The 22834-nt window shown below is 62.3% G+C and carries 18 protein-coding genes and 1 riboswitch; of the genes, 8 read left to right on the plus strand and 10 right to left on the minus strand.

The features are described 5' to 3' along the window. Positions 1–33: 33 nt before the first annotated feature. Positions 34–717, plus strand: a complete 684-nt coding sequence (locus KP001_RS01095; protein WP_217287755.1) for a four helix bundle suffix domain-containing protein — start codon at positions 34–36, stop codon at positions 715–717. A gap of 81 nt (positions 718–798) precedes the next feature. Here the strand turns inward: KP001_RS01095 and ligA are convergent, their stop codons facing one another. Next, complete coding sequence (gene ligA / locus KP001_RS01100; RefSeq protein ID WP_217287756.1) at positions 799–2805, minus strand: NAD-dependent DNA ligase LigA; 2007 nt, start codon at positions 2803–2805, stop codon at positions 799–801. 208 nt (positions 2806–3013) lie between these two features. Between ligA and KP001_RS01105 the strand changes: the two genes are divergently transcribed. Continuing rightward, on the plus strand, positions 3014–5050 hold the full coding sequence (locus KP001_RS01105) for an ATP-dependent helicase (protein WP_217287757.1): 2037 nt from the start codon (positions 3014–3016) through the stop codon (positions 5048–5050). A gap of 129 nt (positions 5051–5179) precedes the next feature. Here the strand turns inward: KP001_RS01105 and KP001_RS01110 are convergent, their stop codons facing one another. Beyond that, on the minus strand, positions 5180–5809 hold the full coding sequence (locus KP001_RS01110; protein WP_224958254.1) for a peroxiredoxin: 630 nt from the start codon (positions 5807–5809) through the stop codon (positions 5180–5182). A 194-nt stretch (positions 5810–6003) separates the two neighbouring features. Between KP001_RS01110 and KP001_RS01115 the strand changes: the two genes are divergently transcribed. After that, a complete protein-coding gene (locus KP001_RS01115) occupies positions 6004–6519 on the plus strand; it encodes a peptidylprolyl isomerase (protein WP_217287758.1) in 516 nt (171 codons plus the stop codon). Positions 6520–6585: 66 nt separating this feature from the next. Here KP001_RS01115 and KP001_RS01120 read toward each other — a convergent pair whose 3' ends face one another. Beyond that, a complete protein-coding gene (locus KP001_RS01120) occupies positions 6586–7095 on the minus strand; it encodes a hypothetical protein (RefSeq protein ID WP_217287759.1) in 510 nt (169 codons plus the stop codon). 271 nt (positions 7096–7366) lie between these two features. Here KP001_RS01120 and metK point away from each other — a divergent pair, with 271 nt between their 5' ends. Further along, positions 7367–8536 (plus strand): methionine adenosyltransferase, encoded by a 1170-nt coding sequence (gene metK / locus KP001_RS01125; protein WP_217287760.1) that lies wholly within the window; start codon positions 7367–7369, stop codon positions 8534–8536. 150 nt (positions 8537–8686) lie between these two features. Here metK and KP001_RS01130 read toward each other — a convergent pair whose 3' ends face one another. Then, the gene (locus tag KP001_RS01130; RefSeq protein WP_217287761.1) at positions 8687–9391 is read right to left on the minus strand and encodes a response regulator transcription factor; all 705 of its coding nucleotides are present in this window, start codon (positions 9389–9391) and stop codon (positions 8687–8689) included. Positions 9392–9393: 2 nt separating this feature from the next. Next, positions 9394–10353 carry a sensor histidine kinase gene (locus KP001_RS01135; protein WP_217287762.1) on the minus strand — a complete coding sequence of 320 codons (960 nt, stop codon included), beginning with the start codon at positions 10351–10353 and terminating at the stop codon, positions 9394–9396. 144 nt (positions 10354–10497) lie between these two features. Here KP001_RS01135 and KP001_RS01140 point away from each other — a divergent pair, with 144 nt between their 5' ends. From KP001_RS01140 to ahcY, 3 genes are all read left to right on the plus strand, one after another. After that, positions 10498–11589: an NAD(P)H-dependent flavin oxidoreductase gene (locus tag KP001_RS01140; RefSeq protein WP_217287763.1), complete on the plus strand. Its 1092-nt coding sequence runs from the start codon at positions 10498–10500 to the stop codon at positions 11587–11589. 926 nt (positions 11590–12515) lie between these two features. Further along, a complete protein-coding gene (locus KP001_RS01145; protein WP_217287764.1) occupies positions 12516–13430 on the plus strand; it encodes an ArsR/SmtB family transcription factor in 915 nt (304 codons plus the stop codon). A 78-nt stretch (positions 13431–13508) separates the two neighbouring features. Then, complete coding sequence (gene ahcY, locus KP001_RS01150; protein ID WP_199387917.1) at positions 13509–14903, plus strand: adenosylhomocysteinase; 1395 nt, start codon at positions 13509–13511, stop codon at positions 14901–14903. 485 nt (positions 14904–15388) lie between these two features. Here ahcY and KP001_RS01155 read toward each other — a convergent pair whose 3' ends face one another. The 5 genes from KP001_RS01155 to KP001_RS01175 form a co-directional block, all read right to left on the minus strand. Next, complete coding sequence (locus KP001_RS01155; protein ID WP_217287765.1) at positions 15389–16630, minus strand: molybdopterin molybdotransferase MoeA; 1242 nt, start codon at positions 16628–16630, stop codon at positions 15389–15391. Positions 16631–16761: 131 nt separating this feature from the next. Next, a complete protein-coding gene (locus KP001_RS01160; RefSeq protein ID WP_217287766.1) occupies positions 16762–17613 on the minus strand; it encodes a HesA/MoeB/ThiF family protein in 852 nt (283 codons plus the stop codon). Between the two features lies 1 nt (position 17614). Continuing rightward, positions 17615–17839, minus strand: a complete 225-nt coding sequence (locus KP001_RS01165; RefSeq protein WP_217287767.1) for a MoaD/ThiS family protein — start codon at positions 17837–17839, stop codon at positions 17615–17617. A 70-nt stretch (positions 17840–17909) separates the two neighbouring features. Then, a complete protein-coding gene (locus tag KP001_RS01170; RefSeq protein ID WP_217287768.1) occupies positions 17910–19640 on the minus strand; it encodes an aldehyde ferredoxin oxidoreductase family protein in 1731 nt (576 codons plus the stop codon). Between the two features lie 39 nt (positions 19641–19679). After that, positions 19680–19801, minus strand: a riboswitch (molybdenum cofactor riboswitch). 290 nt (positions 19802–20091) lie between these two features. Beyond that, positions 20092–21255: an iron-containing alcohol dehydrogenase gene (locus KP001_RS01175; protein ID WP_217287769.1), complete on the minus strand. Its 1164-nt coding sequence runs from the start codon at positions 21253–21255 to the stop codon at positions 20092–20094. A 492-nt stretch (positions 21256–21747) separates the two neighbouring features. Here KP001_RS01175 and moaA point away from each other — a divergent pair, with 492 nt between their 5' ends. Further along, a complete protein-coding gene (gene moaA / locus KP001_RS01180; protein WP_217287770.1) occupies positions 21748–22728 on the plus strand; it encodes a GTP 3',8-cyclase MoaA in 981 nt (326 codons plus the stop codon). The last annotated feature ends 106 nt before the right edge of the window (positions 22729–22834 follow it).

Below are 22834 nucleotides of genomic sequence, written 5' to 3' on the forward strand. Positions count from 1 at the left end.
CGTGTGACAGTCTGACGGTTTTGGGAGGTTGCGATGAACGGCTCGCACGACCTTATTCTGCCGCACGGAGGGTACCGGAGACTGCGGAGTTTTGCAGTTGCCCTGGCTGCCTACGACGGGACCGTCATCTTTTGCGAGCGTTTTGTTGACAAACGCTCGCGCACCCATGACCAGATGGTGCAGGCTGCGCGCAGCGGCGTACAGAACATCGCCGAAGGTTCCTTGGCCTCAGGAACCTCGAAGAAGACCGAACTGAAGCTGACCGGGGTGGCGCGGGCAAGTCTTGGGGAACTGATCAGGGACTACGAGGACTTCCTGCGGCAAAACAACCTGCCGGTTTGGGACAAGGAGTCACCCAGGGTGCGGGCCATGCGGGCAAGGCTTGCAGGGAAGCTGACCAAGGCAGTCGGAGTGTCGGATGGGGCCGACAGGTCAGACAAGTCAGACAAGTCAGACAAGTCAGACAAGTCAGACAAGTCAGACAAGTCAGACAAGTCAGACAAGTCAGACCGGTCCGACGTCTTTGACGAGCCGCTGTTAGCGGCCCTTCGGGCGCTGCGCGTGAGTACTGCGGAGGTGAGCGCCAACATAATGCTCTGCCTGTCCCACCAGGCAAGCTACCTGCTCAAACGCCAAATGGACCGCCTGGAGAGCGACTTCGTCCAAAACGGCGGCTTCACCGAAAGGCTCTACAACTACCGCAAGGAACACCGCTGACGAAAAACGGGCGCGGCAACCTTGATTGCCGCGCCCGTTGCTCATCTGCTTGCCTGCCGCCTGCTCTTCTGCTGCCGGCTTCTACCGCATCAACTCCAAAAACTCCTCTTCGGTCAGCACGCGCACGCCCAACTGACGCGCCTTCTCGAGCTTGCTGCCAGCGTCGGCGCCGGCCACGACGTAGTCGGTCTTCTTGGAGACACTCCCGGCGGCATGGGCCCCTTCCTGCTCCACCATCTTCTTGGCCTCGTCCCTGGTGAACTTCTCCAGGGCGCCGGTGAAGACGAAGGTCTTGCCGGTGAACCTGCCACCAACCCGCTTCTCCTCTACCTTGGGACTTACCCCGGCGGCCTTGAGCCGCTCCAGCACCTGCAGGTTGTCCTCGCTCTTGAAGAAATCGGCTATGCTGGTCGCGACCTGCGGCCCGACTTCGCGGATGCTGGTCAGTTCCTCCTCGCTCGCTTTAGCCAGGTTCTCGATGCTGCCGAAGGCGCCGGCCAAAAGCTTCGCGGTGTGCTCGCCGACGTGCCTGATGCCGAGCGCGAAGATGAGCCGCGAGAGGTCGCGCTCCTTGCTCGCCTCGATCGCGTTCAGGAGGTTCTCGGCGAGCTTTTTCCCCATGCGCTCGAACTGCATGAAGTCCTCTTCCCTGAGCGTGTAGATGTCCGCTACGTCCTTGATCAGCTTCAGGGCCAGCAGCTGGTCGATGAACTTGTCCCCAAGTCCCTCGATATCCATGGCGCGCCGCGAGGCGAAATGCTTCACCCGTTCCAACAACTGCGCCGGGCAGGTAAGGGCCACGCAGCGTACCGCCACCTCGTCCGGCAGGCGGACCACCTCGCCGCCGCAGACCGGGCAGCTCTCCGGCACCTGAGGCTTGACCGCACCTTCCGGGCGCTGGTCCAGGATGACCTGCACCACGGCGGGGATGACGTCGCCGGCTCGCTCGATCACGACGGTGTCCCCTTCGCGGATGTCCTTTCTCTCCAGCTCCTCCCAGTTGTGCAGGGTGGCGCGGGACACCATGACCCCGGATACGTTCACCGGCTTCAGGAAGGCCACCGGTGTGATCACCCCGGTACGCCCGACCGAGTGGAATATCTGCTCCACGACCGTGGTCGCCTGGCGCGGCGGAAATTTCCAGGCGATGGCCCAGCGCGGCGAGCGGCTTTTCTCCCCGAGCTCCCGTTGCATCCGGAAGGAATCGACCTTAACCACGACGCCGTCGATCTCGTAGGGGAGGTCGTCGCGCTTCTCCATCATCTCCTGGTAGTAGGCGAGCATCTCCTTTATCCCGTTCACTACGCGGGTCAGCGGGTTTACCGGCAGCCGCCATTCGGGGATGGTCTTCAGAAAGTGGCTCTGGGAGGTGAACTCAACGCCCCCCAGTTCCCCCGGCGCGTAGCAGAAGATGCTCAGGGGACGCTTGGCGGTGATCCGGGAGTCGAGCTGGCGCAGGGAGCCCGCCGCCGCATTCCTGGGGTTGGCGAACGGGGGCTCGCCCGCCTCCTCGCGTTCCCGGTTGAACTTGCGGAAAGGGGCCAGGGGGAGGTAGACCTCACCGCGCACCGTGAGCAGTTCCGGCGGTTCGTGCGTTTCCAGGCGCAGCGGCACGTCCTTGATGGTCTTCAGGTTCTGGGTCACGTCCTCGCCCACGACGCCGTCGCCGCGGGTGGAGCCGATCGCCAAAAGCCCCTCGCGGTACACCAGTTCCACGGCCACGCCGTCCATCTTCGGCTCGCAGACGTAGGAGATCCCGGTGTCGGCGGCAAGGCCCAAAAAGCGCTTCACGCGGTCGTCGAAGTCGATCATGTCCTGCCCGGTGAAGGCGTTCTCCAGGGAGAGCATCGGCATGCTGTGGCGCACCTGGGTGAACCTGGCCAGCGGGCGTCCGCCGACCCTGCCGGTGGGAGAGTCGGGGAGGGCGAGCTCCGGGAACTCTCTTTCCAGCCCCTGCAGTTCGCGAAACAGCGCGTCGTACTCCGCGTCCGTGATCTCCGGCATGTCCTGTTCGTAGTAAAGGCGGTTGTGGCGCTCGATCTCTTTGGAGAGCGAGGCGATGCGCCCGGCGGCGGCTTGTGCGTCCATGGTGAACCTCGTGGCGGATTGTCTTGAACGGTGCTTTATAGCACACCCGGGCGCAGTTTGGAACTGGCATGGATATAGCGCCTTGCATTGCCCTTTTGCTTCTGGTAACAATATCCGGCCGCACCTTTCCGGGGACGGCTCTTTTTTGGCCCGCACCCCCGGTGCCGTCCTGCCGCTGTGGCGCAAATGTCCGTTTTATGAGGAATTCATGCTCGACCTGTCCCGTCTCAACCCCGAACAACTCGCCGCCGTGAAACATACGGAAGGGGCCCTGCTGGTCCTGGCCGGCGCCGGGTCCGGCAAGACCGGGGTGATCACCTACCGTATCGCGCACCTGATCCTGAACAAGCAGGTGCCGCCGGACCGCATCCTCGCCGTGACCTTCACCAACAAGGCGGCCAAGGAGATGAAGGAGCGGGTCGAGCACCTGGTGGGGCGCAAGGACTCGAAGGGGATCGTCCTTTCCACCTTTCACTCACTGGGTGTCCGCGTGCTCAAGAGGGACATCGAGCGCCTGGGGTACAAGAAGAACTTCTCCATCTATTCCACCGCCGACCAGGTGGGGCTCGTGCGCCAGATCGTGCGCGAGGTGAACACCGACAGCAAGAAGTACGACGCGGAGAGCATCATCTGGCGCATCTCCGGCGCCAAGAACAAGCTGATCCCCCCCGACCGCTTCGCCCCCAATCCACTGGACGACATCGACATGATGGCCGCGCTGGTCTACCCGCGCTACCAGTCCGCGCTGAAGGCGTTCAACGCCATCGATTTCGACGACATCATCATGCTGACGGCGGAGCTGTTGCAGCACCACCCGCCGGTCCTCAAGCACTGGCAGGAGCGCTTCGGCTACATCATGGTGGACGAGTACCAGGACACCAACTCGTCCCAGTACCTCCTGGTGAACCTCCTGGCGGCCGGCTGCAAGAACCTCTGCGTGGTGGGGGACGACGACCAGTCCATCTACGGCTGGCGCGGCGCCGACGTCGGCAACATCCTCGACTTCGAGAAGGATTTCCACGGGTGCCGCACCATCAAGCTGGAGCAGAACTACCGCTCGACGGGCAACATCCTGGAAGCCGCCAACAGCGTCATCGGCAACAACAAGGTGAGAAAGGCGAAGAGGCTGTGGACCGCCTCGGGGCAGGGACCGCTCATCGACCTCTGCATCGTGCAGGACGACGAGGAGGAGGCGACGAGCGTGGTGGAGCGGATCCAGCTGGAGCGCTTCAAGAAGGACACCCCATACAGCGACTTCGCCATCCTGTACCGCACCAACGCGCAGAGCCGCGCCTTTGAGGAGCAGCTCCGTTTCGAGGACATCCCCTACGTCCTGGTCGGCGGCACCCAGTTCTTCGAGCGCAAGGAGGTCAAGGATTCGCTCTCCTACCTGAAGGTGATCGCCAACCCCCTGGACGAGGTGGCGCTTTTGCGGATCGTCAACTTCCCCAGGCGCGGCATCGGCGACAGCACGGTGATCCGCATCAACCAGTGGTCGCTGGAAAAGGAGATCCCCCTTTTCGAGGCATTCAGCCGGGTGGGGGAGATCGAGGGGATCTCGGAGGCGATCCGGGACAAGGTGCTCGCCTTCCACCAGACCCTTCTCGATGCCGCCGAGGCCTTCCGGGCGGAAGGCGGGCTGGCGGAAAAGGGGAAGACCCTCTTCGAGAAACTGAAGATAGAAGAGGAAATCTTCCGGACCATCGACGATCAGAAGGCCGCACGCCGCAAGGTGGAAAACGTGGAGCAGATCATCAACTCCATGGCCGCCTACGAGGAGCGGGTGCCGCAGGCAACGCTTGGGGGCTTCATCGAGAAGGTGTCGCTCATGGACGAGGACCGCTTCTCCGGCAAGGACAAGAAGGAGCATGGCAAGGACGCGGTGACGCTCATGTCGCTGCACTCCAGCAAGGGGCTCGAGTTCCCCTTCGTGTTCCTGGTCGGGATGGAGGATGAGATTCTGCCCCACAAGCGGGCCATCTACGAGGATGACAGCATCGACGAGGAGCGGCGCCTTTGCTACGTCGGCATCACGCGGGCCCGGCAGCAGCTGGTGATGACGCGGACGCTGTACCGGAAGAAGTACGGGAAACTCGAGGAGCGGGTTCCATCGCGCTTTCTGGAGGAGATACCGGGCACGGTGCTGAACGTGCAGCAAAGCGGGGTGGCCAAGGAAGTGACGCCGGAGGAGGCGGAAAAGAGCGCCGAGGATTTCTTCGCCAAGATGAAGGCGATGATGGGGTAGGGGCGGGGCCAGGCGCCACATTTGATGGCGATGGCAGCTTAACCCACCCCTGCCCCCTCCCGCCTTCGCGGACCGAAGCGCTACGGCGCGCAGGCCCGTCAAGGGAGGGGGGGAGCATGGCAGATGCGATCAGGGTTTGCCGAGGGTCTTCTGGCCCGGCTTCCACCCCAGCGGGCAGAGCGAGCCGGTCTGCAGCGCCTCGAGGACGCGCAGGGTCTCCTCCACGCTGCGCCCCACGTCGAGGTTGTGCACCACCTGGTATTGGAGCACCCCGTCCGGGTCGATGATGAACAGGGCGCGCAGGGCGACACCTTCCTTCTCGTCCAGGCAGCCGTATTTCTGCGCTACCTCCTTCTTGATGTCGGAGAGCAGGGGGAGCTGCAGGTTGCCCAGGTCGCCGCGCTGCACCCAGGCGAGGTGGGAGTACTTGCTGTCGGTCGAGGCACCGAGGACGACGGTGTTCAGCTTCTCGAACTCGGGGAGCGCCTGGTTGAACCCCTTGATCTCGGTGGGGCAGACGAAGGTGAAGTCCATGGGGTAGAAGAAGAGGAGCACCCACTTGCCGCGGTAGTCGTCGAGGGAGATCTGCTTGAACTCCTTGCCGGCGGTGGCGCCGACCCAGGCATCCAGTTTGAAGTTCGGAGCCGGCTCCCCGACCTTGGCGATCTGCTGCAGGTCCGATGCGGCTGCCGCTGGGAGCGCGGTGGTGAAAACGGAGAGTGTCAGTGCCGCCAAGAGGGTAATGGTTGAAACTTTCATTTGGTGCTCTCCTGTGAATATTTTAATGCCATAGCTGCATCACAATGCTGGTTCTGGTACAATCGCTGACTGTACATGATACCGTAGCAACGAGGCTGCAACCAGTAAAAACTTCCCAGGCAGTCCTTTGTGTGATATTGAAGACCGCTGCGACCCTAAAAGGTGCATCAAACCCAATATAAAGGAGCACTATAATGACTGAAGAGAAAAATCCCGTGGTCGTCATGGAGACCTCGATGGGCACCGTTAAGATCGAGCTTTACAAGGACAAGGCTCCCATCTCCGTGCGCAACTTCCTCTCCTATGTCAAGGACGCCTACTACGACGGCACCATCTTCCACCGCGTCATCAAGAACTTCATGGTCCAGGGGGGCGGGCTCGACGAGAACATGCAGCCGAAGAAGACCAAGTTCGCCATCAAGAACGAGGCGACCAACGGCCTGAAGAACGTGCGCGGCACCCTCGCCATGGCCCGTACCTCCGTGGTCGACAGCGCCACCTCCCAGTTCTTCATCAACGTCGTCGACAACGCGTTCCTCGACCACGCCGGCAAGACCCCGGACCGTTTCGGCTATGCGGTGTTCGGGCAGGTGATCGAAGGGATGGACGTCGTCGACGCCATTCGCGATGTGAAAACCGGCAACAAGGGAGGACACCAGGACGTGCCGGTGGAGCCGGTCTTCATCAACTCCATCAAGCTGGCTGAGTAGGAAAGGGTGGACACTCCCCCGCGGGGGAAGAGACAGGTGAGCGGTTGACGGGGATCCGTCAGCCGCTCATTGCGTTTGCAGGGTGACCCTGGCGGTTATCCCCGGGATGACGGCGCCGTTAGCGTCGCGGGCGGAAAAGTTCTCCAGGGTGAAGGCATCGGCCGTGGGAACAACTCCCGCCGCGACCTGGCAGGTGAGGGTCGCCAGCGGACCGACGGTAACTCCGCCGGGATTGGCGATGTTCACCAACAGCAGCGCCCCGGACCCGGCGCCGGCGGGCTGCAGGAAACTCGCGCCTGTGTAACTGCCGCTGACGGCAGGGACCAGCACCCCGTCAGGGAGGAGATTACTGCCGGTACTGGTCGGGAGCGACACCCCGGCCGGGAGGCGCAAGGTGAATTGGGCGGCGTTGAGAACCGAACCGCCGGCAGGCCCCATGGTGGTGATGGTGACCCGCGCGGTACCCGCTACAGGTTCCGGCGTGAGCACGTTGCCATCGTCCCCGGCACCGTTCGAACCAGACCCACCGCATGCGGCCAGAAGCAGGCAGAGCATCACGAGCCAAAGCACTCTCATTGTTTCCTCCCCTTGAAGAACATGGTGAATCCGCTTCAGGTGAGAGCGTGCGGGGGGGAATCATCGCCCGCGCGTATCGACGGAAATCATTGTATCCGGGATTTTGTTGGAATCAATTAATCACGAGTCAGCCGCTCTGGTATCGGGCTTATGACGGGACGGAACTCGTTGATATTGGTCGCATTTAATTATTGACAAAGGTTTTCGCCAACTATACAATCTGCAGGCTTTACAGCTACCTGCTATACACTTCGTTAGGGGGTTTTACCTTATGGAAATGAAGGACTTTATCTTTACCTCCGAGTCTGTTTCTGAGGGGCATCCGGACAAGGTTGCCGATCAGGTATCCGACGCGATTCTCGATGCGATCCTGGCCCAGGACCCCAAGTCCCGCGTCGCCTGTGAGACGCTGGTGACCACCGGTATGGCGGTCATCGCCGGAGAAATCACCACCAACGCCGTCATCGACTACCCGAAGATCGTTCGCGAGACCATAAAAGAGATCGGCTACAACGACTCCGCCATGGGCTTCGACTGGGAGACCTGCGCGGTACTCACCTCCATCGACAAGCAGTCCCCCGACATCGCCCAGGGCGTCACCGAAGGCGAGGGGATGTTCAAGGAGCAGGGTGCCGGCGACCAGGGGCTCATGTTCGGCTTCGCCTGCAACGAGACCCCTGAGCTGATGCCGATGTCGATCCTCATGGCGCACAAGCTGGTTTCCAGGCTTGCCGACGTCAGGAAGACCGGCGTGCTGGACTTCCTCCGTCCTGACTCCAAGTCCCAGGTTTCCATCCAATACATCGACGACAAGCCGGTCCACGTCGACACCGTGGTCATCTCCTCCCAGCACTCCCCCGAGGTCTCCTACGAGATGATCAAGGAAGGGATCATCGAGGAAGTCGTGAAGAAGATCATCCCTGCCAACCTGATGGACGCCAACACCAAGTTCCTGATCAACCCGACCGGGCGCTTCGTCATCGGCGGGCCGATGGGCGACTGCGGCCTCACCGGCCGCAAGATCATCGTCGACAGCTACGGCGGGCATGGCGCCCATGGCGGCGGCGCGTTCTCGGGCAAAGACCCCTCCAAGGTGGACCGTTCCGCCGCCTACATGGGGCGCTACGTGGCCAAGAACCTGGTTGCTTCCGGCGTCTGCGAGCGTTGTGAAGTTCAGGTCGCCTACGCCATCGGCGTCGCAGAACCGGTCTCCGTCATGGTCGACTGCAACGGCACCGGCAAGATCCCGTCCAAGCGCATCTCCGAGATCGTGCGTGAGGTGTTCGACCTCCGTCCGCGCGCCATCATCGAGCAGCTCGACCTGCTGCGTCCGATCTACAAGAAGACCGCCGCGTACGGCCACTTCGGCCGCGAGCTCCCCGAGTTCACCTGGGAGCGTACCGACAAGGCTGCGATCATCAGGGAGAAGGCGGGACTCTAAGGAACACGTTCTACGTTCTAAGTTCTACGTTAAAAACAAAAGGCCTTCCGGATTCCGGAGGGCCTTTTTGCGTAGGCTGCTGTTAGTGTCCAACGTGGACGTAAAACTGCCTTTAGGTTCAGGTCTTCAACGTAGAACATAGAACGGTTGCTAGCTTTTCCTGCTGAACCTGTACCCCACCCCGCGCACGGTCTGGAAGAAAACGGGGCGCGAGGGCTCGGGCTCAAAGTACTTCCGCAGCCGCACGATGAAGTTGTCCAGCGTCCTGGTCTCAGCGTCGGTGGCGTAGCCCCAGACGTTTTCCAGGATCTCGCCGCGTGGTATGGCCTCCCCCTCGCGATGAAAGAACAGCGACAACATGCGCACTTCCAGGTCGGTGAGATCGATCTCCCCCTGCCTGGTCCTGGCCCGGTAGGAGAGCAGGAACACCTCGTTGTCCCCGAAACGATACCCTTCCTCCACCGGTTCCGGCCGGTACCAGGCGCTGCGGCGCAGCATCCCCGAAACCCTGAGCAGGAACTCCTTAAGGTTGAAGGGCTTGACCAGGTAATCATCGGCGCCGGCGGCGAGCCCCGTGATACGGTCGCTCTCGGCGGAGCGGGCGGTGAGCATCAGCACCGGCACCCGCGAATCCACCACGCGGATCTTCTGGCAGACCTCGAAACCGCCGATGCCCGGGAGCATCACGTCCAGGATGATCAGGTCGAACCTCTCCATGGTGACCTTCTCGAGCGCCTCCTCGCCGCTTTCGACGTGGCTCACCAGGTACCCTTCCTGCTCCAGGTTGAAGGTGATACCCCGCGCCAGGTGCATCTCGTCCTCGACCAGCAGTATGTGCGGTTTTTCGCCGGACATTCCTAACCTCGCTGCTGCCTGCCCTGGAGGGGCAGGGTGATGTGAAAGGTGCAGCCTTTGCCAAGCCCCGGGCTCTCGACGGAGATCTTGCCGCCGTGGGCGTTCACCACGGACCGGACGATGTAGAGCCCGAGCCCTGTGCCCCTTATGTTCTCACCGGGGGTACGCACCCGGTAGAACATGTCGAAGATCTTCTCCAGCTCGTTTTTCGTGAGCCCCTTGCCGTTGTCCTGGAAATCGAGCAGGCACTGCCGGCCGCTTACACTGCGCTTGAGCGTGACCCTGATCTCGGGCGATACCGGCGAGTAGAGCAGCGCGTTCTCGAAGAGGTTTCGAAGCGCCATCTCCATCCCCTCCACATCGATGGTCGCGTTGATCCCCGGTTCCACTTCCAGGGTGAGCTTGCCTCCCTCGGGAAGTTCGCCGCTTTTTCCCTGCAGGTAGCCGGCGACGAATTCGGAGAAGTCGATTTTCTTCGCCTTGTCGCCCAACTGGCGGAACTCGATCCTGGTCGCCATGAGCAGGTTGCTGGTCAGGACGTTGAGACGATCGGTATCGGAGAGCATGGTGTCGATGAAGCCGTCGAGCTTGTCTTTGGGGAGATCCCTCATCTTCACCGTCTCCAGGTGCAACTGTATGGAGGCGAGCGGCGACTTGAGTTCGTGGGTCAGCTGCGATATGTAGCTGCGCTGCTGCAGGTAGAGCTTGGCCTGCCGGCGCCAGTAAAGAAAGATGACGTAGACCCCCGCCAGGATGGCGATCGCCATCAGGAGACCTTCAACCAGGACGATCCACTCCATTCCCTGGGCCAGCAGTTCCGGCTTGTAGCGCAGAGCGAGGTTGCGGAACTCCTTGCTCCTGCCGATGAACCAGTAGATCCAGGAGATGACCATGACCACCCAGATCAGCTGGATTCCTATCAGTGCTATCAACGGGTTGGATAGTTTCCGGTTCATTTTCATGCCCCACTGGTAGCATCGCTGCCGGGTTTTTGCAAGGGGTATCTGTGGGGGAAAGCCCCCTTTGTTTTACACTACTATTACAAAAGAATTTGAGCTTCTCTGGTAATGTGTTTACGGTCCAGTCAGATAGTCAGGAGGATGTATATGTTTAAACCGTTGCGCATTGGCAAACACGAGGCACGTTACCCGCTGATCCAGGGCGGCATGGGCGTCAGGATTTCGGCAGGATCTCTCGCTGGGCACGTTGCCAAGTGCGGCGGAGTCGGGCTGGTGGCATCCCCCGGCATAACCTTGAACAGCGAATTTTTCGATGGCAAGAACTACCTGAAAACCAACTCTGTGGCGCTGAAGGATGAGATCCGCAAAGCCTACGAGATCGCACCGGACGGCATCATCGGGGTGAACGTGATGGTCGCGCTAACCGATTTCGAGGAGTTGGTCGTCGCCGCCGTGGAAGCGGGAGCCAAGGTGCTCGTCTGCGGCGCCGGACTCCCCATGACCCTGCCGGGGTTGACCGCCCACGCGCCGGACGTGGCGCTTGTGCCGATCGTCTCTTCCGTGCGTGCGGCGCAGCTCATCGCCAAGAAATGGGACAAGGCTTACAACCGTCTGCCTGACGCAGTCGTGGTCGAGGACCCGGACACCGCTGGGGGGCACCTGGGCGAGAAGATGGAAAATATCGGCACCGGCGAGTACGACCAGTACGAAACCGTGCGCGGCGTGAAGGAGTTCTTCCGGAGCGAGTACGGGCTGGATATCCCGATAATCGCGGCCGGCGGCATCTGGGACCGCGCCGACGTCGTGCATGCTCTCGCCGAAGGTGCGGACGGCGTGCAGATGGCGAGCCGCTTCGTAACCACCGTGGAGTGCGACGCCGAGGATGCCTTCAAGCAGGCCTACCTCGACTGCAAGAAAGAGGACATCGGCCTGATCATGAGCCCCGCCGGACTTCCCGGCCGTGCCATCCTCACCAACCAGGAAGGCATCGTCTCCTACGACCGCGACCGCGGTTCGGTCTGCTCGTATGGCTGCCTCAAGAAGTGCTCCTACAAGGAGAGCGGCGAGCGTTTCTGCATCGTCAAGTCGCTGGACCGCGCCCAGCGCGGCGAGGTCGACTCCGGCCTCATCTTCTGCGGCACCAACGCCTGGAAAGCGACCCGGATCGAAACCGTGCAGGAGATCTTCGACGAACTGTTCGCCGAGGCAGGCGCAGTCGCCGAGGACCAGGCAGCCTGATAGACAACTACTCCAAGTGACAAATATCCCCCTGTGGCTCACGCTGCAGGGGGATTTTTAGTTTCCCACCCAAACCTTTTGCCACAGAGAAAATCTGAGGAAATCTGAGGATGCATGAAACCCATTGGGAGGTGAAATCGCTCACCCGCTGCTGCCTGGTTTCGCGGAGTGTTTCCATACCCTCTCCCTCTGGGAGAGGGGGGAACTCCTTCGGCGGGGGCGCCCGGCCAATGAGCGGTGACCGTCCCATCCCCTCTCCCTCTGGGAGAGGGTGCCCGAAGGGCGGGTGAGGGCGATGGCATCTCCTGCACCCTTGTCCTGCGGCGCCCTCACCCCCGACCCCTCTCCCGGTGGGCGAGGGGGGAACTCCTTCAGCGGAGGCGCCCGGCCAATGAGAGGTGAGCGTCCCATTCCCTCTCCCTCTGGGAGAGGGTGCCCGAAGGGCGGGTGAGGGCGATGGCATCTCCTGCATCCTTGTCCTGCGGCGCCCTCACCCCCGCCCCCTCTCCCGGTGGGCGAGGGGGCGGGAACTCCTTCAGCGGAGGCGCCCGGCCAATGAGAGGTGACCGTCCCATCCCCTCTCCCCGTGGGCGAGGGGGGAACTCCTTCAGCGGAGGCGCCCGGCCAATGAGAGGTGAGCGTCCCATCCCCTCTCCCTCTGGGAGAGGGTGCCCGAAGGGCGGGTGAGGGCGATGGCATCTCCTGCACCCTTGTCCTGCGGCGCCCTCACCCCCGACCCCTCTCCCGGTGGGCGAGGGGGGGAACTCCTTCAGCGGAGGTGCCCGGCCAATGAGAGGGGGAACTCCTGCGGCGGGGGCGCACGGCCAATGAGCGGTAAATAATATGGGTTTCGCCTTGTCAGACGCGGCGCGTCATGCTATATCAAGAAAACTTGATTTAAGAAAGACGCCAAGGTTGATATAGCTATGCTGGAACTTTTCAAGGCGCTGGCCGATCCGTGTCGATTGCGGTTGGTGGCGGTGCTGCTCAAATCGGAACTCACCGTCCAGGAACTGACCCAGATCCTGGGGATGGGGCAATCGCGGATCTCGCGGCACCTGAAGATCCTGGCCGAGGCGGGGGTGCTCACGGTGAAGCGTCAGGGGACCTGGAGCTACTACCGCGCCGGGGAGCAGAACCCCTTTTTCACCGCGATACGCCCGGAATTCGAACGGGCGCTGGAGCAGCTTCCGGAGCGACGCGGGGATCTCGCCGCCGTGGCACAGACCCTGGAGGCCCGCCGTAAAAGGAGCCTCGAGTTCTTCGATCAGCACGCTGCCCAGTGGGACGAGCTGTCGCGTACCCTGCTGCCGGTACCGGAGTACCAGGCGGGGGTGCTCGCGCTGATCCCCGAGGTTGCTGTGCTGCTTGAGATCGGGGTAGGCACCGGAACTCTCATGGCTGAGCTGGCGCGCAAGGCAAAACAGGTGATTGGTGTCGACCATTCACCTGCCATGCTGGTTGAGGCGCGGCGGCGCCTGGTCCAGGACGGTGTCCCGGGAGCCGAACTCCGGCTCGGAGAGATGACCCATCTTCCCATCGCCAATGGTGGCGTGGGGTGCGTTGTAGCCAACATGGTGCTGCATCACGCTCCCGACCCGCAGGCGGTGCTGGCGGAGATAGCGCGTGTGCTCCAGCCGCGGGGAACCGTGGTGCTTGCAGATCTGGCTCGCCACGAGCGGGAGTGGGCCCGAGAGCAGTTGGCCGATCAGTGGCTTGGGTTCGAAGAGGGTGAGCTCAAAGCATGGCTGGAAGGGGCGGGGCTTTTCGAGGTCACAATCGAGCGCCTCGCCGCAAGCGGTGCGGAAGACGTGCTGCTGGTGAAGGCCGTGAAACATTAGTCACTCTCCCGGAGGGAGAGGGGAATCTCCAGGTACAAAACGAAGCGCAGAAGTTAACTCATCGAAAGGAGAAGTAACGTGACCAAGGACTACATCGTAAAGGATATGTCGCTGGCCGATTGGGGCCGCAAGGAGATGATCATCGCGGAAACCGAAATGCCGGGCCTCATGGCGATCCGCGAGGAGTACGCCGCAGCTCAGCCGCTCAAGGGGGCGCGCATCGCCGGCTCGCTGCACATGACCATCCAGACCGCCATGCTCATCGAGACGCTGACGGCTCTGGGCGCCGAGGTGCGCTGGGCTTCCTGCAACATATTCTCCACCCAGGACCATGCCGCCGCGGCCATCGCCGCCGCAGGCATCCCGGTCTTCGCCCACAAGGGCGAGACGCTGGCCGAGTACTGGGACTACACCCACAAGATCTTCGAATGGCACGACGGCGGCGCCCCGAACATGATCCTCGATGACGGCGGCGACGCGACGCTCCTGCTGCACCTGGGCTCCGACGCGGAGAAGGATCCCTCCGTGATCGCCAACCCGACCTGCGAGGAGGAGCAGTTCCTGTTCGCGGCCATCAAGAAGCGGCTCGCCGAGCAGCCGGACTGGTACTCGAAGACCGCCGCCTGCATCAAGGGCGTCACCGAGGAGACCACCACCGGCGTGCACCGCCTGTACCAGATGTACGAGAAGGGGACGCTGAAGTTCCCGGCCATCAACGTGAACGACTCGGTCACCAAGTCCAAGTTCGACAACATCTACGGCTGCCGCGAGTCTCTCATGGACGGCATCAAGCGCGCCACCGACGTCATGGTGGCCGGCAAGGTGGCGGTCATCTGCGGTTACGGCGACGTGGGCAAGGGATGCGCGCAGGCGATGCGCGGACTTCAGGCCCAGGTCTGGGTCACCGAGGTCGACCCGATCTGCGCGCTGCAGGCGGCCATGGAAGGGTACAAGGTGGTCACCATGGAGTGGGCGGCGGACAAGGCCGACATCTTCGTCACCACCACCGGCAACATCGACGTCATCACCCACGACCACATGAAGGCGATGAAGCACAACGCCATCGTCTGCAACATCGGGCATTTCGACAACGAGATCGAGGTGGCGAAACTCAAGCAGTACAAGTGGGAGAACATCAAGCCGCAGGTCGACCACGTCATCTTCCCGGACGGCAAGCGCATCATCCTGCTCGCCGAAGGGCGCCTGGTGAACCTGGGCTGCGCCACCGGGCACCCCTCCTACGTCATGTCCTCCTCCTTCGCCAACCAGACCCTGGCGCAGATGGAGATCTTCTGCAACCCGGGCAAGTACCCGGTCGGCGTCTACATCCTCCCGAAGGAGCTGGACGAGAAGGTGGCGCGCCTGCAGTTGAAGACGCTCGGCGCCATGCTGACCGAGCTGACCGACGCCCAGGCCGCCTACATCGGCGTCAAGAAGGAAGGGCCGTACAAGTCCGAGCATTACAGGTACTAACGGCAACGGCAACGGCAACGGACGAAGGGGGCGTCCCCTCGTCCGTTGCTCGCTGTAGGGGCAAATAAACATTTGCCCAGCCTTTGGTACCCCGACCTCTGCCGATGGCGAGAGAGACGCAGGTGCGGTAAGGGGGGCGAATGATTATTCGCCCCTACGGTTGGTGCGAGGGGAAATATCATCACAACAAAAAGAAAGGGCGCCTGCTTCTAGCGGCGCCCTTTCTTATCCTTCCTGCTCTTTCTCTGCGTCCTTCTTCTTTTTACCCCGGTCCCCGGAGCACGCGGGAGACATTCACGTCTCGATCCCCATGCTGGGGAGGATAAAGCGCTGCAGCACGATCCAGCCCGCTACAATACCACCCAAAATCAACATTTCCTGCATATTCCACCTCCCGAATCTTGGCATCTGCTTTATCGCATATTCGGGAAGGAAAATATACCAAATTAATTATTATTATGAACCGTTCAGCTTTTGGTTCTGCTTCAGGAGCAGCACCTGATGCCGACTTCCCCCTCGCTTAACAGGTCGACTTCCCTCATCAGCGCCAGGTCCACTTCACTCCCGGCCGGGATGAAGGTGGCGTCGCAGGGGAGGGCGGCCAGGGCATCGCACCGGGTCATGGTGCTCAGGATGGCGGTGTGCTGTTCGCCGGCGCAGTAGGCGACGTGTCTGCCGTGCCGCTTCTTCACCGTCACCCTGATGAAGTGCAGCTTGCCGGGTTTCTTGTGGGCGTCCTCGGCCAGGATCCCCTTCACGAACGGGGGCAGCACCCTCTTGTGCCCCATCATCTTCAGCAGGGCCGGCTTCACCAACAGCTCGAAGGTCACCATGGTCGATACCGGATTGCCCGGGAGCGAGAAGATCGGCTTTCCCTGCCATACCGAGAAAGCGGTCGGACCGCCCGGTTTCATCCCGATCTTCCAGAACTGCTCCTCGGCGCCGAGGCTCGCGGCGACCTCCCGGACCAGGTCGCGGTCACCGGCGGAGACGCCGGCCGAGGTGATCAGGGCGTCGCAGCAAAGGCCTTCCCGCATCTTGTCACGGTGGCTCTCCACGTTGTCCCGCGCTATCCCGATGAGTACCGGTTCCGCTCCCGCCTCGCGAACGGCGGCGGCCAGCGACAGGGCATTGGAGTTGATCACCTTTCCGGCCGCGGGGCTCTCCCCCAGTTCGATCAGTTCGTCTCCGGTGGAGAGGATGGCCACCCGTGCCTTGCGATACACCGGCACCAGTGCCTGCCCCATGGCGGCCAGCATCCCAACCTCGGCGGGACGGACCTGGCTCCCGGCAGGGAGGAACTGGGTTCCCGAGGCGACGTCGCTTCCCCTGACCCGGACGTGCTGCCTGGGGAGCACCTTCTGGTTGATCACCACCTGGTCATCTTCCTGTTCGGTTTCCTCGATGGGGACGACGGCGTTGCATCCGGGGGGGATGGGGGCACCGGTCATGATCCGCACCGCGCAGCCGACGGTTACCGCGGGGCACTGCTCGCCTCCGGCGGGTACGAAGCCGGTGATGATGAGGCGGGTGGGGACCGAGGTGCAATCGGCTGCATGCACGGCGTAGCCGTCCATGGCGGAATTGTCGTACTGCGGCAGATCCCACGGGGCGATGACGTCCCTGCTCACCACGCGCCCCAGCGCGTCGGACAGCGGTACGTTTTCCTCTCCCAGCGGGGCGACGTGGGCCAGTATGATGCCTCGCGCTTCTTCAAAGCTTGGCATGATGCACCTCGGTGCTCTCTGCGGCGTCGTCGACGGCGTCGCTTGTTTTTTTTAGCGGCAGCGTTGCCGCTTTGATATCTCCCTCACCCCCAGCCCCTCTCCCGATAGGCGAGGGGGGAGAGGCGCAACGGTCAGGCGGCGTCCACCAGGGTCACCGGGACCGGAGCGTAGGAGATCTCCTGCATCTCCATTTCCAGAAGATCGATGGTGAGCTTGCGGTTCCTGAGCGGCTCACCCTTGCCGAGCAGGATCTTGCAGACTTCGGCGACCTCGAGACTCGCCACGACGGCCGGAGTGAAGCTCGGGTTGCCGAGCTGCTGCTCGATCCCCTTGCCGGCCACCCAGTGCCGGTAGATTTGCTGCACGGTGGTCTCGCCGGGGAACTGGGAGGCGACATGGCCGTACCACCCGCCGATGGCGCCGTGCACCATGGGGATCCCGGCCAGGTTGCAGAACTCGGCCAGCTGCAGCCGGTACGAGATGCTGTCGAGCGCATCCACCGCGACGTGCGTTCCCGCCAGGAGTTCGTGCCCGTTGGCAAGGCAGAAGTAGTCCTGGATGGCGGTGACCGTGACGGCGGGGTTCACCTGCGCCAGCCGCTCGGCCGCAACCGCCGCCTTGGGCTGTCCCAGCAACGCGGGGGAGGAGAGGATCTGCCGGTTCAGGTTGTGCTCCTCGAAGATGTCCGGGTCGATGGCGACGATCTGCCCGACGCCCAGCCGCGCGAGTTCCTCGAGGACGTAGCCCCCCAGGCCGCCGCAGCCGATCACCGCGACGCGGCTTTGGAACAGGCGCAGTTGCTCGTCGATCTGGATCATGTTCCGGTTGCGCTGGTAGCGGGCCGGGAACAAACGGTTTTGCAGGGCGAGCAGTTCCACCGCCCCGTGGCTCAGGTTGAAGCGCTGCGCGGCCGCGTCCTGCGCGCTCCAGGGGAGCAGGCCTTCCTTGGTGTGCTCTTTCAGAAAAGTGATGACCTTGCGCATATCAGCCTCCTCCTACCAGGGGAAAGAGCGATAGGGTATCGCCGTGGCTCAACGTGCTGTCCAGTTCACCGTGCCGGCCATTCAGCATGACGATGCCGATTTCCTCCTCGGTGAGCCCGAGGGAGAGTACCACCTGGCGCACGTCGGTCCCCTCGGCGAGTTCCTGCTCGGCGATCTTGAACCTGCCGTTTCTGAATGTGGCGAAAAGCTTGAGTGTTATCTTCATGCGGCACCTGCGTGTTGGCTCAAACGGAAAAACCCGGCGTGACTTCCGTCACGCCGGGTAGAGGTGGTTCCTAGAAGTTCCAGAACTCGTCGATTTCCGCGTCGGTGAAGTCCCACACCGCGTTGTGCGGTGCGACCGGCTCGGTCTTGAAGAAGTCCGGCAGGCGGTCGTGGACGTTGGTGAGACCGGCCTTCTGGTTGAAGTCACGCTCCAGTTTCAGGATGTGCTTGCCGAGGTTGGTGACGTCGTCGCCGGTGAGGGCGATGCCGAAGCGGGCGTTGATCATGTCGATCAGGGCCGGCAGGCACTCCGGGATGTCCAGCGCCGGGAAGGCGACGAAGATGCACATACCGGTGGAGTCGACTGCTGCGGTCGCGATCTGCAGGTTACGGGAAAGCTCGACCTGGCCGTCCTTCTTGAGCGGATCGACGTAGCCGCCGACGTTCAGGATGTTGGTGGCGATGGTGTAGCCGGAGGTGTGGTCGGCGCCCATGGTGCTGGTGGCGTAGGTGATGCCGATCCCCTTGACGGAGCGCGGGTCGTACGCCGGGATGCCCTGGTTCTTGACGACCGGTACGCGTGTCACGCCGTAGGTGCGGCCGACGGAACCGGCGCCGCCGCCAAGAATGCGGCCAAGGGCGGTACCCTTGCCGATCTCGTCGGTCAGGAGGCGGAGCATTTCCTTGGAGTCGCCCCAGTTGAGGATGCCGGCTTCCATGGCGACGCCAAACATGACGGCGGTCTCGATGGAGTCGATCCCGATGTCGTCCATCAGGTTGTCGGCGCGGGCGATGTCGTCGAGGTTGTCGATGCAGCAGTCAGCACCCAGGCCCCAGATGGTCTCGTACTCGAAACCGGAGGTGACGTATTTGCCGTCCTTGTCGTTGTAGACCTGCGAGCACTGGATGATGCAGCCTGCGTGGCAGCCATGTTTGGGCTTGCCGCCGCGTGCCACGATGGTGTCGTGCATGGTTTCGCCGGAGATCTTGTCGTGCCCTTCGAACTGGCCGGTGGTGAAGTTCCTGGTCGGGAGGCCGCCGGCCTCGTTGAGGATGTTAACGAGGACGTTGGTGCCGTAGGTCGGGAGACCCTCGCCGGAGACGGGGTGCTCGAGAACCGCCTTGGAGAACGCCTTGGCGGCAGCCTTGAATTTTTCGGGATCGGCGATCTTGACGCCCGGGGCGCCTTCGCCGTCGATGGAGATGAACTTGATCTGCTTGGAGCCCATGACCGCGCCCAGGCCGCCGCGGCCGTGGCTGCGGATCTTGCTGTCCGGGTCCTTGACGGAGATGTTGGCTGCGGTCATCTTCAGCTCGCCCGCCGGGCCGATGGTGAGGACGCCGGTCTTCTTGCCGAGGCGTGCCTCGACCGCGTCGATGACGGCGAAGTTACCCAGACCAAGCAGTTCCTTCTCCTCGCTGATGGTGACGCCGTTCACGCCCACAGCCAGGTTGTACCAGGTGCCGTCTTTCGGTGCGCCCTCGATGATCAGGGCCTTGATGCCGAGTTTCGCCAGCATCTGTGCGGCGGTGCCGCCTGCGTTGGACTCCTTGATGCCGCCGGTCAGCGGGCTCTTGGCGCCTGCGGAGAGACGGCCGGAGTTGGCTGCGGCGGTACCGGTCAGAAGGCCCGGTGCGAAGCAGAGGACGTTCTGTGCGCTGAGCGCATGGCAGGTCGGCGGAACTTCGGCGGCCACGATGGTGGAGGTGAGGCCACGGCCACCCAGGCCTGCCCATGCTGCCGGAACTTCTTCGATCTTGGTGGTGAGGTCGGTCATGTTGACGCGAAAAATCTTATCCATGCTTTTCAAGCTCCCTGTTTTTATTTAGTTCTACCGGCGCTACCTGCGACCGGGACTCCTTTCCAAGAGGGAGGCTCCGCCGTTTCCAGCGAAACCCGTTGGCCTGGAGCCATGAGGGACGGTCCCTTTTAGGCTGCGACGGCTCGGAGATTTTTTGATGCGTGACTGACCCGACACCGCTTACGCATCTGTTGCATGTGTTCGGACCTGCGCGGCGGTTGGCCCGCAGGCGGGTTTGCCTATCCCACAGCGGGGAGTGCGGGGGCGAATGATTATTCGCCCCTACAGGTGTTACGGTATCTGCTGCCCCGTTTGCCGTTTGATTTCCCCCTCCCTTGACGGGAGGGGGTAAGGGGGTGGGTGAAGTTGCCATCAGTTATGCCGGTGGCGCCTTCCCCCTCACCCTGTCCCTCCCCCGCAAGGGGGGAGGGGACGTTGGGGCGAGTTCTTACTACATTGCGTCCTTGAAGATCTGGATGACCTGCTCGAGGGTCGCTTTGCGCGGGTTGGTGAACTGGCAAGCGTCCTTCTTCGCGTTCTCCGCCATGATGGCCAGGTCCTCTTCCTTGACGTTGAGGGCCTTGAGGCCGGTCGGGATGCCGATGGAAGCGGAGAGGGTGCGGATCCTGTCGATCGCTTTCTGGCCGGCTTCGGTCACGGAGAGGCCGTCGACGTTCTCGCCCAGAGCCTTGGCGATGTCAGCGAAACGCTTCGGGCAGGCGATCAGGTTGTACTGGCTGACGGCCGGCAGCAGGATGGCGTTGCAGACGCCGTGCGGCAGGTTGTAGAAGCCGCCCAGCTGGTGAGCCATGGAGTGGACGTAGCCAAGCGATGCGTTGTTGAACGCCATGCCGGCCAGGTACTCGGCGTAAGCCATCCTGTCGCGTGCCTCGAGGTCTTCGCCGTTGGCGACAGCCTTGGAGAGGTACTCGGCGATCAGCTCGATGGCCTTGATGGCACAGGCGTCGGTGATCGGGGTGGCGATGGTGGAGACGTATGCCTCGACCGCGTGGGTCAGGGCGTCCATACCGGTGGCAGCGGTCAGAGCTGCCGGCTTGCCGACCATGAGCAGCGGGTCGTTGATGGCGATGTTCGGAGTGCAGCGCCAGTCGACGATGGCCATCTTCACGTGGGTGTCGGTGTTGGTGATGATGCAGAAGCGGGTCATTTCGGAAGCGGTGCCGGCGGTGGTGTTGATGGCGACGAATGCCGGCATGGATTTGGTGGACTTGTTCACGCCTTCGAAGTCGCGGATGTGGCCGCCGTTGCCGATGACCAGGCCGATGCCCTTACCGCAGTCGTGGGAGGAGCCGCCGCCCAGGGAGATGATCGCGTCGCAACCGTTTTCCTGGTATACCTTCACGCCGTCGTGCACGTTGATGTCGGTCGGGTTCGGCTCGGCGCCGTCGAAGATGACGGCTTTAACGCCGGCAGCTTCCACCTGCTCCTTGATCTTGTCGGCAACGCCCATGGCCGAGAGGCCTTTGTCGGTGACGATCAGCGCCTTGGATGCGCCCAGTGCCTTGACCTGCTCGCCGGTTTCCTTAGCGGAACCAACGCCCATCAGCGATACCGTCGGAATGAAGAAACCGTAAGTCTGCTCTCCTAATGCCATTTTCATTTCCCCCTGTTGTTTTTCCGGGCTCTTCACCCGGTTCTTTTTGTTTTTAAGAAATGGTGCGGTGTTGCATACACTTTCCTAAAACGGTTTTCTACGTTATCGCAAAGGGCGTACCAGAATTTGCCGTAAACACAATTTTTCGGGATATCGAATAATATTAACCAGATACCGTATACTTAACGGCCGCTATGTTTACCTTCGCAGTTTGTTCTCCCAAAGTTGCGTTCTGAAATCGAACAGTTGCGGCGTTCCACAATGGAACATTTGCTCTTTTGTGGAACGACCGTTTTGAGCAGCGAACCGCTGGTGCCCGCCTCGCCCGCTTGTTGAATTCAAAAAGACAAAAATCGGTTCGTTTCCCATGTATTCACCAGCTTAGTTCCCCCCTCATTAGTACCTGATCCCGCTTTTTGCTCCGAATCGGGACAATTGGTATCGATATTGCCTTTGTATACAGGCGAGGCATGTTTCCGGAGGGATGAAGGCATGGCACTGATCGATACCTACGGCAGGCGGATCAACTACTTGAGACTCTCGGTCACCGACCGCTGCAACATGCGCTGCTGCTACTGCATGCCGGCGCAGGGGGTGGCGAAACTCGAGCATAAAGAGATGCTGAGCTACGAGGAGCTGTACCGCGTCTCCGCCGCCTGCGTGGCGCAGGGAATAGAGAAGATCAGGGTGACCGGCGGGGAACCGCTGGTGCGCAAGGGGCTGGTCGACTTCCTGGGGCGACTCTCGGCGCTGCCGGGATTGAAGGAGCTGGTACTGACCACGAACGGTCTGCTGCTCGAGGAACTGGCCCAGCCGCTCAAGGATGCGGGGGTGGCCAGGCTCAACATCAGCCTCGATTCGCTGCAGCCGGAGACCTTCGCGCGGATCACCCGGGGCGCCGATCTGCACCGGGTGCTGGCGGGGATAGAGGCGGCCACCAAGGCGGGCTTCGGGCCGCTCAAGATCAACATGGTGGTGATGCGCGGGGTGAACGATCATGAGATCCTGGACTTCGCCGCCCTCACCCTGGAAAAGCCGTACACGGTCCGTTTCATAGAATACATGCCGACCCTCAAGGACGAGGGGTGGGGCGCCCAGAGCATGCCGGGGAGCGAGATCCTCGCTGCCATCGCCGAGCGCTACCCCCTGCTGCCGCTGGTCAGTTCCGAGATGGCGGGGCCGGCCAGGAACTACAAGATACAGGGGGCGGCGGGCGCCATCGGGATCATCACCCCGGTTTCCGGTCACTTCTGCGAGAGCTGCAACAGGATAAGGATCACCGCTACCGGCCGGGTGCGCGGCTGCCTCTTCTCCGATCAGGGGACGGACCTGAAGCCGCTTCTCGCCTCGAATGACCCGGAGGCGCTGCGGCAGACCCTGAAGAGCATCGTGACCCAGAAGCCGGGAAGGCACCACATCGCCGAGGAAGGGGCCGATCAGGCGGTGGTGAACATGTCGAGGATCGGCGGGTAAGGCAGGGGCCAGGGGCTGGGGGGTGGAGACGGCGATTACCGGGGCTGGGGGACTGGCTCCTCAGGTGCCTGTCCCCCTGACAAACTCGGCCTACACGGAGGAAGTT

Source organism: Geomonas subterranea (assembly GCF_019063845.1).
Taxonomy (GTDB): Bacteria; Desulfobacterota; Desulfuromonadia; order Geobacterales; family Geobacteraceae; genus Geomonas; species Geomonas subterranea.

What these genes read in the sequence shown, in the direction of transcription:
- KP001_RS01115 (WP_217287758.1), top strand. Translation starts at nt 6,004, where the DNA reads ATGACTGAAGAGAAAAATCCCGTGGTCGTCATGGAGACCTCGATGGGC.
- KP001_RS01140 (WP_217287763.1), top strand. Translation starts at nt 10,498, where the DNA reads ATGTTTAAACCGTTGCGCATTGGCAAACACGAGGCACGTTACCCGCTG.
- KP001_RS01170 (WP_217287768.1), bottom strand. Translation starts at nt 19,640, where the DNA reads ATGGATAAGATTTTTCGCGTCAACATGACCGACCTCACCACCAAGATC.
- ligA (WP_217287756.1), bottom strand. Translation starts at nt 2,805, where the DNA reads ATGGACGCACAAGCCGCCGCCGGGCGCATCGCCTCGCTCTCCAAAGAG.
- KP001_RS01175 (WP_217287769.1), bottom strand. Translation starts at nt 21,255, where the DNA reads ATGGCATTAGGAGAGCAGACTTACGGTTTCTTCATTCCGACGGTATCG.
- KP001_RS01145 (WP_217287764.1), top strand. Translation starts at nt 12,516, where the DNA reads ATGCTGGAACTTTTCAAGGCGCTGGCCGATCCGTGTCGATTGCGGTTG.
- KP001_RS01105 (WP_217287757.1), top strand. Translation starts at nt 3,014, where the DNA reads ATGCTCGACCTGTCCCGTCTCAACCCCGAACAACTCGCCGCCGTGAAA.
- KP001_RS01130 (WP_217287761.1), bottom strand. Translation starts at nt 9,391, where the DNA reads ATGTCCGGCGAAAAACCGCACATACTGCTGGTCGAGGACGAGATGCAC.
- metK (WP_217287760.1), top strand. Translation starts at nt 7,367, where the DNA reads ATGGAAATGAAGGACTTTATCTTTACCTCCGAGTCTGTTTCTGAGGGG.
- moaA (WP_217287770.1), top strand. Translation starts at nt 21,748, where the DNA reads ATGGCACTGATCGATACCTACGGCAGGCGGATCAACTACTTGAGACTC.
- KP001_RS01135 (WP_217287762.1), bottom strand. Translation starts at nt 10,353, where the DNA reads ATGAAAATGAACCGGAAACTATCCAACCCGTTGATAGCACTGATAGGA.
- KP001_RS01120 (WP_217287759.1), bottom strand. Translation starts at nt 7,095, where the DNA reads ATGAGAGTGCTTTGGCTCGTGATGCTCTGCCTGCTTCTGGCCGCATGC.
- KP001_RS01155 (WP_217287765.1), bottom strand. Translation starts at nt 16,630, where the DNA reads ATGCCAAGCTTTGAAGAAGCGCGAGGCATCATACTGGCCCACGTCGCC.
- KP001_RS01160 (WP_217287766.1), bottom strand. Translation starts at nt 17,613, where the DNA reads ATGCGCAAGGTCATCACTTTTCTGAAAGAGCACACCAAGGAAGGCCTG.
- KP001_RS01165 (WP_217287767.1), bottom strand. Translation starts at nt 17,839, where the DNA reads ATGAAGATAACACTCAAGCTTTTCGCCACATTCAGAAACGGCAGGTTC.
- KP001_RS01110 (WP_224958254.1), bottom strand. Translation starts at nt 5,809, where the DNA reads ATGAAAGTTTCAACCATTACCCTCTTGGCGGCACTGACACTCTCCGTT.
- KP001_RS01095 (WP_217287755.1), top strand. Translation starts at nt 34, where the DNA reads ATGAACGGCTCGCACGACCTTATTCTGCCGCACGGAGGGTACCGGAGA.